At 55.7% G+C, this 10,480-nt stretch carries 11 protein-coding genes, 1 tRNA gene and 1 pseudogene; 3 read left to right on the top strand and 10 right to left on the bottom strand.

Translation table 11 applies throughout. The features are described 5' to 3' along the window. Positions 1 to 106: 106 nt before the first annotated feature. Positions 107 to 556, bottom strand: coding sequence for an iron-sulfur cluster assembly scaffold protein (locus tag AC221Y_RS04755; protein ID WP_299753755.1), 450 nt, complete (start codon positions 554 to 556; stop codon positions 107 to 109). A 66-nt stretch (positions 557 to 622) separates the two neighbouring features. Between AC221Y_RS04755 and hisI the strand changes: the two genes are divergently transcribed. After that, the gene (hisI, locus tag AC221Y_RS04750; RefSeq protein ID WP_299753756.1) at positions 623 to 985 is read left to right on the top strand and encodes a phosphoribosyl-AMP cyclohydrolase; all 363 of its coding nucleotides are present in this window, start codon (positions 623 to 625) and stop codon (positions 983 to 985) included. Here the strand turns inward: hisI and gluQRS are convergent. The 9 genes from gluQRS to AC221Y_RS04705 form a co-directional block, all read right to left on the bottom strand. After that, a complete protein-coding gene (gene gluQRS, locus AC221Y_RS04745) occupies positions 982 to 1,854 on the bottom strand; it encodes a tRNA glutamyl-Q(34) synthetase GluQRS (RefSeq protein ID WP_486706867.1) in 873 nt (290 codons plus the stop codon). The two genes, hisI and gluQRS, sit on opposite strands and share 4 nt — an antisense overlap. A 3-nt stretch (positions 1,855 to 1,857) precedes the next feature. After that, the gene (locus tag AC221Y_RS04740) at positions 1,858 to 2,475 is read right to left on the bottom strand and encodes a class I SAM-dependent DNA methyltransferase (RefSeq protein WP_299753758.1); all 618 of its coding nucleotides are present in this window, start codon (positions 2,473 to 2,475) and stop codon (positions 1,858 to 1,860) included. Positions 2,476 to 2,551: 76 nt separating this feature from the next. Then, positions 2,552 to 3,913 carry a methylenetetrahydrofolate--tRNA-(uracil(54)-C(5))-methyltransferase (FADH(2)-oxidizing) TrmFO gene (trmFO, locus tag AC221Y_RS04735; RefSeq protein WP_486706866.1) on the bottom strand — a complete coding sequence of 454 codons (1,362 nt, stop codon included), beginning with the start codon at positions 3,911 to 3,913 and terminating at the stop codon, positions 2,552 to 2,554. Positions 3,914 to 3,953: 40 nt separating this feature from the next. Then, positions 3,954 to 4,493 carry a hypothetical protein gene (locus tag AC221Y_RS04730; protein ID WP_299753760.1) on the bottom strand — a complete coding sequence of 180 codons (540 nt, stop codon included), beginning with the start codon at positions 4,491 to 4,493 and terminating at the stop codon, positions 3,954 to 3,956. Between the two features lie 112 nt (positions 4,494 to 4,605). Next, complete coding sequence (locus AC221Y_RS04725) at positions 4,606 to 4,899, bottom strand: hypothetical protein (RefSeq protein WP_299753761.1); 294 nt, start codon at positions 4,897 to 4,899, stop codon at positions 4,606 to 4,608. Positions 4,900 to 5,007: 108 nt separating this feature from the next. After that, positions 5,008 to 5,328, bottom strand: coding sequence for a hypothetical protein (locus AC221Y_RS04720; protein WP_299753762.1), 321 nt, complete (start codon positions 5,326 to 5,328; stop codon positions 5,008 to 5,010). Positions 5,329 to 5,625: 297 nt separating this feature from the next. Further along, positions 5,626 to 8,409, bottom strand: a complete 2,784-nt coding sequence (gyrA, locus tag AC221Y_RS04715; protein ID WP_486706865.1) for a DNA gyrase subunit A — start codon at positions 8,407 to 8,409, stop codon at positions 5,626 to 5,628. Between the two features lie 449 nt (positions 8,410 to 8,858). Then, complete coding sequence (locus AC221Y_RS04710) at positions 8,859 to 9,344, bottom strand: disulfide bond formation protein B (protein ID WP_486706864.1); 486 nt, start codon at positions 9,342 to 9,344, stop codon at positions 8,859 to 8,861. Further along, positions 9,341 to 9,919 carry a YqaA family protein gene (locus tag AC221Y_RS04705; protein WP_299756971.1) on the bottom strand — a complete coding sequence of 193 codons (579 nt, stop codon included), beginning with the start codon at positions 9,917 to 9,919 and terminating at the stop codon, positions 9,341 to 9,343. The genes AC221Y_RS04710 and AC221Y_RS04705 overlap by 4 nt, the downstream gene beginning before the upstream one ends. Positions 9,920 to 10,021: 102 nt before the next feature. On the opposite strand from AC221Y_RS04705, the pseudogene AC221Y_RS04700 reads away from it, so the two are divergent. Both AC221Y_RS04700 and AC221Y_RS04695 read left to right on the top strand, forming a co-directional pair. Further along, a pseudogene (locus AC221Y_RS04700) lies at positions 10,022 to 10,300 on the top strand (neutral zinc metallopeptidase); the annotation flags it as partial. 12 nt (positions 10,301 to 10,312) lie between these two features. After that, positions 10,313 to 10,396: transfer RNA gene (locus AC221Y_RS04695), tRNA-Leu, on the top strand. The last annotated feature ends 84 nt before the right edge of the window (positions 10,397 to 10,480 follow it).

Below are 10,480 nucleotides of genomic sequence, written 5' to 3'. Positions count from 1 at the left end.
TTTTCACTGGTCATCCCACCAGATACGCCACTGACGCCGCCACCCTTTTGGGTGTGCGGCGTTTTTTTTAGAATATGGTAGGGAGAGTTCTTTTAAAGGGCGCGCGTCAGGTGCAGTCTGCTTTCTCGATCAATTCGATCGCTTCCGCTGTTGCATCAAGCGCAAGCATGATTGAGGCGTGGCGGTTTTTGAAATCCCTCGCAGGGATCAAGACTTCGTATTCACCAAAGGGAGCGCTTGGGACGGGGCCATCGTTTTTCATCATTTCTTTCAACTGGTCGCGCGCCGCGATGATCTCGGCCTTTGAGCGTCCTATGACATTTGACGCCAACACCGATGCCGAAGCTTGCCCCAATGCGCAGGCCTTCACATCCTGCCCGAACGCGGAAATCCGACCATCAGCCATCGACACGTCCACGGTTATCGTTGAGCCGCACAAGGGCGAACGCTTTTTCACCGACGCCTGTGGCGCATCGATGCTGTCAGTAAGCGGAATATCCGCTGCTAATTCCAGAATACGCCCGGAATAAAGCTTGATAAGATCGGTTTCGGCCATGACTTTCCTTTGCGCCTTCAGCCCCCTAGATAGGAGGTCTTCGGCCCTCGCGCAAAGGTTTGGTACATGTCTTTCGATCCATCAAGTCTTGTTTACAATGATCAAGGTTTAATCCCTGCGATCGCACAAGCCGAAAGCGGTGAAGTGATGATGATGGCTTGGATGAATGCCGAGGCCGTCGAAAAAACGCTCGCGACGGCGCGCGTCACTTACTGGTCTCGTTCTCGACAAGCATTTTGGATCAAGGGCGAGTCTTCAGGCCATACGCAGGCATTGATCGATTTCCGTGTGGACTGTGACCGTGATTGCCTTTTGATGATTGTTCGTCAAGAAGGCCCAGCCTGCCATACCAATCGGCGCTCGTGTTTTTATACATCTGTGCAAGACGGTGTCGAGGTCGAGCTTATGGCCCCTGAAATTTCAGACTAAGCCGAAAGCCCAACCATTTGTCTAATATCCGCAGGGCTTGCTCCGGCGTCGCGGTAGGTGCGAATTGCGCGCGCATCATCACGTTTGGCAAGGCGCTTGCCTGCGTCGTCACGGATCAAACGGTGATGGTGGTAAGTTGGTGTTGCAAGTCCAAGAAGCCTCTGAAGAACCACATGAATTTTTGTGGCTTCAAAAAGGTCTTCTCCGCGAACGACATCGGTGATGCCTTGTGCCGCGTCGTCCAGAACGACCGACAAATGATAGCTGGTCCCCATGTCACGGCGCGACAAAACGATATCGCCAATGGTCGACGCTAGGTAACTTTCGTCGATACGAACCGTCGATGTATTACCAAAAATGCGCTCGTTGAAGTCAAGGGGCAGGTCTTCGCGAAGCCGTGTGATGGCGCGAGACATGAACAGGCGTAGGGCCATGTTGTCTGGCATGGGAAGATTTGGATGCAAAGGCGCGTGATGGCGACATGTTCCGGGATAGATCAGACCATCCGGGCCAATTGCGGTTTCGTTTTCCTGCGGAGCCGAGACCGCTTCGGAAATGTCGCGCCGTGTGCAGTCACACGGGAAAAGCACACCATCGGCCCAAAGCTTGATGAGGGCGTCCTTATAGGCAGGGGATCGCGTTGATTGCCGCACGACGGGTTCGTCCCAGGAAAGACCAAGCCACGACAAGTCGTCGTAAATCTGATCTTCCCACTTGGGCCGCGCACGGCTTTGGTCAATATCTTCGATCCGAACCAGGAACGTGCCGTCGTTTGCACGTGCCATGTCGTGCGCAAGGAACGCGGAATAGGCGTGGCCAAGGTGCAGTGGTCCGGTCGGCGACGGTGCAAATCGAGTGCGAATCGCCATCCTTCAGGTGCGGCGCAGCACGTAAATCGTGGACATCATATCCTTCGCGGGAAGGTGTGGCCCGTGATCTTCAAAAACCAATTCGATGTCCGGAGCCAGAACCGCAATATCCAGACGATCTGTGTATTGTCGATCCGCAAGCGTTGCATCGTTGAAGCTAAAGGCCAGCAATCCACCCGGGCCGATTGCATCGACCAGCATGTCGAGCGTTTCGGGGGGCGCAGCACCAAGGCTGACGACCCCGGTCGCCGCAATAGCAGGATAATCGCCGCGCCGTATGTGTCCCATCGAGCCGGGCAAGCCCTTCCATACCTGACGATAGGCGGGCTTCTCCTCGGCTTGTCGGAGCATCTCGGAGGAAATATCGGTGCCATCAATCACTTGAAACCCAACGGCTTTCAGCGCCATGCCAGCAAGACCAGTGCCGCAGCCAAAATCAAGTATCGGCTTTTCGATGTTTGCGCCACTTTGTCGTAAAGCAAGCGCAAGACGCGTCGGCGTGGCATAGCCCCATGTCGCGACATCGGTTTCATAGCTCTCAGCCCAGTTGGCATAGATCTGTTTGATCTCGTCGCCTGTATGGGCCGTCCATAGGCTTTTCGTAATGTCTTCTTCGCTCATTGCAACATGTTAAAGTATGGGCGGGTCTGAGGCGATGGAAAAATGAGTGCGCGGATCTTGATAGAGAGCGGCACTCCTATTCCGCTGCCATTTCGGGGCGGTCTGCATCCCCAAGCCATGCCTGCCAGTCAACCTTGGCGCGGTCAGTGTAGGCCTTGTAGCGATCACGCCGTCCCCGGCGTCCGCCTTTGGCATCCACGGGCGGAAACAGACCAAAGTTGACGTTCATCGGCTGAAAGGTCTTGGCATCTGCACCACCGGTGATGTGGGTGACTAATGCGCCGGTTGCCGTTGTCACAGGCACGGCCGGAAGGCATTGCCCCTTTAATTCCGCCGCGGCCATACGCCCGGCCAAAAGGCCCATTGCGGCGCTTTCAACGTAGCCTTCAACGCCGGTTATCTGTCCTGCAAACCGGATATTAGGACGCGATTTCAGGCGCATCTCGGCGTCGAGGAACCGTGGACTGTTTAAGAAAGTGTTTCGGTGAATGCCGCCGAGGCGCGCGAAGGACGCGTCTTGTAACGCTGGAATGGTGCGGAAAACCTCTGCTTGGGCGCCGTATTTCATCTTCGTTTGGAAGCCGACGATATTGTAAAGCGTGCCCAGAGAATTGTCGCGTCGCAATTGGACAACGGCGTAAGCCTTGGTTTGGGGATCATGCGGATTGGTCAGACCGACCGGCTTCATCGGGCCAAAGCGAAGGGTTTCACGCCCCCGTTCAGCCATGACCTCAATCGGCAGGCAGCCGTCAAAATACCCGGCCGTTTCGCCTTCTTTGAACTCGGCTTTATCGGCCGCCAAAAGGGCGTCGATGAAAGCTTCGTATTGGTCCTTGGTCATTGGGCAATTTAGATAGGCGGTGCGTTCTTCTTCCGTTTCGCCTTTGTCGTAGCGCGACTGGCGCCAAGCGACATCCATGTCGATGCTTTCGGCGTAGACGATGGGCGCGATTGCGTCGAAAAATGCGAGGGCGTTTTCGCCCGTTTCGACACGGATGGCTTGCGCAAGTGTCCCGCTGGTCAAAGGCCCGGTGGCAATGATCCAAAGCCCGTCGCTGGGCAGTTCGCAAATCTCACCGTAGTCCACCGTGATGTTGGGGTGCGCCACCAAGCGCTCGGTTACGCCTTGTGCGAAGGCGTCGCGGTCAACCGCCAAAGCGCCACCTGCCGGAAGGCGGTGGATGTCGCCCATTTCCATGATCAAACCGCCCGCTTGGCGCATTTCCCAGTGCAAAAGACCGACAGCGTTTTGTTCGCTGTCATCAGATCGAAACGAATTTGAGCACACCATTTCGGCCAGATGGCCGGTCTTGTGTGCAAAGGTCTCAACTTTCGGGCGCATCTCGTGGATGACGACATTGATACCCTGATTGGCGGCCTGCCAGGCAGCTTCGCTTCCGGCCAGTCCGCCGCCGATGATGTGGAGTGTGTTTGTCATGGGAGGCGATGTAGCCCCAGAAGATGCATTTGAAAAGGGATCAGGACGCGCGAACTATATCGAAATCTTCGCGAAAAAGAGTTTTGGGGTGCGCGTCGGGGGGGGCGTCAGGGTTTGCCAACCCGGGAAGGACAGTGTCTTCGAAGGGATCATCGGCCTGTATCTTGCCGCCGGCCGGCAGAGTTCCGTAGGCAGGCGCAAGGGTGTCTGCTTCAGCGTCTGCATAGGTCAACAGCAGCGCCCCGATCAGGGCCAGATCACGCCAGAAGCTGCCTATATCTTCCAAGCCCGCCGGGCTGACTGAGGCAAGATAACTGCACCAGAACAATATTATAGCCAGCAAAAGGGCGGCGAGACGGCGATGAAATCCGAACAGGATCATCGCCGAGAGACTTACTACACCAAGTCCTGATACGATTTTGGCCAAAGTCTCGGGCATGAAAGGTGTTGCAAGAACTGCAAGGTCCGTGCCTTTGATCAGCCCAAGTGCAAGCGCCATGAAATAGGACACGATCAGCAATCGGATCGCTGAGTGGCCAGTAAACATCTGTGACGTGTGAAGGGCGGCAGCTTTTCCCATTTTCCGAGTCCCCAATTCTCAAGTTTTTGGGCAGAAAACCCTTTTAGAGTCGATACTCAGTCTCCAAGCGCCTCGAGCATAAAATTTGTCCGAGACACAAAAGGTTTTGTCGTCAAAGTAGACGAAACGACGACAACAATGTGGCGATTTCCTGATTGCTACCCGGAAGACACAGTTTGAGGCCCCTACCACAAGCCCCTGCGCACCAACGGCGCAGCGGGGTCAACACTGCCAAACGGACGGGTTTCAGGGCAACGCCACCGGATTGACCAATCGAAAACGTGAGACCCAGTCCAAAGCGTGTTTCGCCCTGTGCGCCGTCACGCCCACTTAACCCGCTTTGAGCGACCTGCGCAAAGCCCCCAAGGCGTGCCGTCGAGGCGATACCTTGCGGTGAGCGAGGCATCAAAGGAAATCGCGCGAAAGCCTGCTTCGTCAAAATCTTTAGTGCAAGCGCCGTTTCAATATCGATTTAAGTGAATGCGGCGTATGTGATTGAGACGTCGCCAAAGATTTAGTCAAGGCCGTCCAGGTCCGAGACGCCGAGCCCGGCGCTACCTTCAAACGCTGTCATGTCTGATAAAGCCAATGCGCTTTCGATGCTCAGAGTTCTCCAGGTCACGATGCGTCCGTCAACGTCGGAAAGTGACCCGCCGCCCCCGCACTTCTGACCAGTATGGGGTATAATATAAAGATGCGCGCCGAGCTTGCCAATTAATCCTTGATCCGTATCCGCGAAGGACACATCCCCCTGAGAGCCATGAGCCTGCGTCATTGCCACATCAAGTCGGGCCGAGAGGTCCGATTGTGCGGTGCCAGCCTTGTCCTGGATCATGCCGAACCGAAGGTCTATGCCCTAAAAACCAAGGCTGCTTTGCGCCGTGACGGGCGTCGATATCATAGCGAGACAAATGGTTGTGATGATTTTATTCATGATCCCGCTCAAAACGAGCTTATTTCAGCGCCGCACCCACCCACGGATCAAATTAAAAAACAAAGAATTCATTAAAAATTCAATCTTCATAAATGGTTAACGGTCAAAGTTGCTAACGAAGATTAATATTGGCATTATCGAGTAAAGCTTACAGAGCCACGTGTAAAACGCGGCTCTGTAAGCGATTGAACAGGTTGCCTATTCTGGGGAACCTTCTGTGTCTTGAACCGCGCCTTCGACCATACCTTCTTCAGCGTCGTCGCCGGCATCTTCGTCGTCCTGATCTGCAATCCATGCCACTGAGACCACAACTTCGCCCTTGGAAGTGTTAAAGACTTTTACGCCGCCGGCACCACGAGAGCGGAACGAAATGCCCTCAACCGGCACCCGGATCGACTGGCCTTTGGATGTGGCGAGCATAATCTGATCCGGCATTTCGACGGGGAAACTCGCCAGAAGCGCGCCACCGCGCATTGCGGCATCCATTGCTCGAACACCTTGTCCACCGCGACCGCGAACAGGGTAGTCGTGGCTTGAGCTGAGTTTTCCGGCGCCGTTGGCCGTGATGGTTAAAATCAAGTCCTCGGAAGCCGACATTTCCGCGTAACGCTCAGCGCTGATTGCGCCTTCTGCTCCATCATCGTCGTCATTGCCGTCCACATCATCGACAAGACCTGCCGCAGCACGGCGCATTTTCAGATATCCGGCGCGCTCTTCCGGGGTCGCTTTGAAGTGGCGAATGACGGACATGGAGACCACGCTATCGTCCTTGGAAAGCCTTATGCCACGCACGCCGGTACTGTCGCGGCCCTTAAAGACCCGCACGGCCGTCGTCGGGAAGCGGATCGCGCGGCCTTCGGCGGTGATCAACATCACATCATCGTCCTCAGACGCGATGCGCGCATTTACGAGGCTTACGTCCTCTGGCAGTTTCATAGCAATTTTGCCGTTTGATTTGACGTTGGTGAAATCGGACAGTGCGTTGCGGCGCACGTCACCTGTGGAAGTGGCAAATACAATCTGAAGCTGGTCCCAATCGTCTTCGTCGCGGTCCACCGGCATCATAGCCGCGATCGAAACACCGGTTGGGATGGGTAAAATATTGACGATTGCCTTGCCTTTGGACGTCCGTCCGCCCAACGGCAGACGCCACGTCTTCAGCTTGTACGCCATCCCGTCAGTCGTGAAGAACAGCAATTGCGTGTGGGTGTTGGCGACGAAAAGCGACGTCACTACGTCATCGTCTTTAAGCGTTCCACCGGACACACCCTTACCACCGCGTTTTTGCGCCCGAAAATCGATCAGGGGCGTGCGTTTGATGTAGCCAGACTGCGTGACCGTAACGACCATGTCCTCACGCTCAATCAGGTCTTCGTCTTCCATGTCTCCGGACCAGTCGACGATCTCAGTGCGACGCGGAACGGCAAACTGCTCTTTTACCTCGCGCAGTTCGTTCGAGATGATCGACATAATGCGATCGCGCGAGCCGAGAATATCAAGGTAGTCCTTGATCTTGGCGGCCAACTCCTCAAGCTCGTCCGTGACTTCTTTAACGCCGATTTGTGTCAGGCGCTGGAGGCGAAGTTCAAGGATTGCGCGGGCTTGAGCCTCGGACAGGTAGTACGTCCCGTCTTCGTTCATCGTGTGGCCCGGATCATCAATCAGACGGATGTAGGCGGCAATATCTTCGGCAGGCCAGCGGCGCTCCATCAGACGTTTACGGGCTTCCGGCGCATCCGCGCTTGAGCGGATCGTTGCGACCACTTCGTCTACGTTGGTGACGGCCACGGCGAGACCACACAGAACATGGCTGCGTTCGCGCGCTTTGCGCAGCTCAAACGCCGTACGTCGAGCCACGACTTCTTCGCGGAAGCTGATGAAATACGTTAGGAAATCCCGCAGCATGAGCGTTTCTGGACGGCCGCCGTTCAGCGCAAGCATATTGCAGCCAAACGACGTTTGCATCTGGCTGAACCGGAACAGCTGATTTATCACAACTTCTGGCGTTGCATCGCGTTTTAACTCGATCACGACGCGGACACCGACGCGGTCGCTTTCGTCTTGAATACCGCTAATCCCCTCGAGCTTTTTGTCGCGGACCAGATCGGCGATTTTCTCGATCATTGAGGCTTTATTGACCTGATACGGGATCTCGTCGAGCACGATTGCGTAGCGGTCTTTGCGGATTTCTTCGATCCTGGTCTTGGCGCGAATGATGACGCTGCCGCGACCTTCCATATATGCTTTTCGCGCGCCCGCACGGCCAAGGATCAGGCCTCCGGTCGGGAAATCGGGTGCTGTGATGAATTCCATCAGCCTCTCGGATGACAGGTCCGGATCGTCGATAAGTGCCAAAGTACCGTCGATTATTTCACCGAGATTATGCGGAGGAATATTGGTCGCCATGCCGACCGCAATGCCAGCAGCACCATTGACCAACATATTTGGATAACGTGCAGGAAGAACAGAGGGTTCTCTGTCCTTTCCGTCATAATTGTCCTGGAAATTGACGGTATCTTTTTCGATATCGGCCAGAAGAAAGCTGGCAGGCTTGTCCATGCGCACTTCAGTGTAACGCATCGCCGCCGCGTTATCGCCGTCCATCGAGCCGAAGTTGCCCTGACCGTCCAGTAGCGGCAGAGACATCGAAAATGGCTGCGCCATGCGGACAAGCGCGTCGTAGATCGCGCCGTCACCATGCGGGTGATATTTACCCATCGTGTCGCCGACTGCGCGGGCAGACTTACGGTATGATTTGTCGTGCGTATTTCCGGTCTCGTGCATGGCGTAAAGAATGCGTCTGTGCACAGGCTTTAGGCCGTCGCGGAGGTCGGGTATGGCGCGCGAAACAATAACCGACATTGCGTAGTCCAGGTAGGACGTGCGCATTTCATCCGCGATCGAGATCGTTGGACTTGTTGGTGCTGGCTTCTCAGCGCCGCTTTCTTCTGTATTTTCAGGAGGTTCCGGAGTGTCGCTCAAGTTATTCTCGCTTCGGGGTTTGGCCCGCTAGATTTGGTTGATTTCACTCTAACAGACCCCAACACCTAGGCGCAATGGCCCATTCAGCAGGGCCTTGGCCGCCACATCTAGGGTCTGACTGCGGTCGAGCATTTCTGTTGAATTGTGGGCTTTCAGAACGTCCTGAGTTGCTTAACCAGCAAAAAGACGATTTTGCGCCGAATAACGCTAAGCTACATGAATTTATTGGTTTTTGGCGGAAGAAATTGAATTCTCTGTGGAATCTGGTGCGTTTAGCCGATGGCACAGGGCCGACGTCTGGCGCGTGGGAAGGGGTGGTTGGTGTACTCTCTTTGCACTGACTTTGACCGATGTCGGTACAACTTCTGTGTAACGTCGGTATTGCGTCGGTGCAGACGTTCGCATCGTAAGCGAACCGTTAGGGCCCAAGAGTGCCGCCCGGCTATGCCTCAGGCGCCTGCCACCGCGTCATCGTCCCTGGTCATTGCCTTGAACCAAATTAGGGCGATGACGAGAGAGGCAACGACGTTCCAACTGGCCATACTGACACCCAGAAAAGCCCATGCCACCTCGTCGCACATGACAATATCTACCGGGGCATCGAGGGACAGTAGGTCTGCGCCCGACATGCCGCCCAGACCTGGGCCGGTGCCGCTGCACGATGTCGGGCCTTCCCACCAACCGCGTTCGACGCCGGTATGATACGCGCCGATGCCTGCGGTTGTGAGTGCTGTCAGCGCGCCGAGTAGTGCCAGAAGAAGATATGGGCCGACGATCAGGGCCACGACGCCGACCCCGACGCCCATCCAATGTGGCCAACGCTGCCAGAGGCAAAGCTTGCAGGGCGCGTAGCCGAGGGCCTGAAAGATGTAGGCTCCGATCAGAAGGGCAAGCGAGCCCGCGGCGGCTAGAAGCATCAGATTGCGGCGTGTCATAGGAACCTCACGGCATAGAACCCACCGACAAGCAGGATCACGAAAAGGGTGAAAAGAAGACCGAGATACTTTTCGATGAAGAGACGGATCGGGTCGCCAAATTTCCACAAGAGGCCTGCCACTATGAAGAAACGAAGGCCACGCGCGACGATTGAAGCAACGATAAACACCGGGATCGAAAGCCCCGTCCAGCCCGACATGATAGTGATGACCTTGTAGGGAAAGGGTGTGACGCCTGCGACAAGCACAGCCCACGCGCCGTAGGCGTTGAAGCGTTCGTTGAAGGCGGCAACCGCGTCGGACTTGCCGTAAAAGTCGAAGATCGCCTGACCGATGGTGTCAAAAAGTGCGGCACCAATGAAATAGCCCAAAAGGCCGCCAAAGACAGACGCGACCGTCGCGACCAATGCGATGAGCCAGGCTTTACGCGGTTGGGCCAGGATCATCGGGATCATTATGATGTCCGGTGGGATCGGAAAGAAAGAGCTTTCTACGAAAGACACCGCCGCTAACGCCCAAAGCGCGCGGGGATGTGCGGACAGGGAAAGCGTCCAGTCGTATAGCCTTCGGATCATCTGCTCTGCCTTTTCTTAGGCGCAAGTCTAGGCCACGATTGGACTGTTGTCGTCAAGGGTTTGGAGTGCAGAACTCAGGCGCAATAGCGTGAGTGTGAAAGGGATTGTTATGAAGTGGCGTGGGCGTCGGAGCAGCAGACCTTTGGATCTTTGGTGCGTGGAGACATTGCTGAGGCGATGAATGCCGCCAAGCAGATCGGTGATGATATCTTGCAAAAGTTCGCGGGACGCGTGCTGCAGCTGCCTACCCTTACCCACGGCAAATCCGAGCAACGCCAGCGCTGGTTCGCCCGTGGATATGAAAGCGGAGAGATGCGCGCGTGCGATACCTTCATTGCGGAGCGTCTTTGGGCTTTTCGAGCCGGAAATCACGCGCTATGAGGACCTTGGTGCGCCCGAGTGGCGGAATGGTAGACGCAGCGGATTCAAAATCCGCCGCCGCAAGGCGTGGGGGTTCGACTCCCCCCTCGGGCACCACTTTTCTCTTTGTCAGAATTCTGCGCCATTGGTTCAGTCCTGATTTGGCGGCCTTTGCGCTTGCAAATTTATCCTCATCATGGC

It is taken from the genome of Boseongicola sp. (assembly GCF_057460485.1).
Note: the sequence above shows the minus strand (reverse complement) of the source record. Positions and strands in the feature narration are given on the sequence as shown.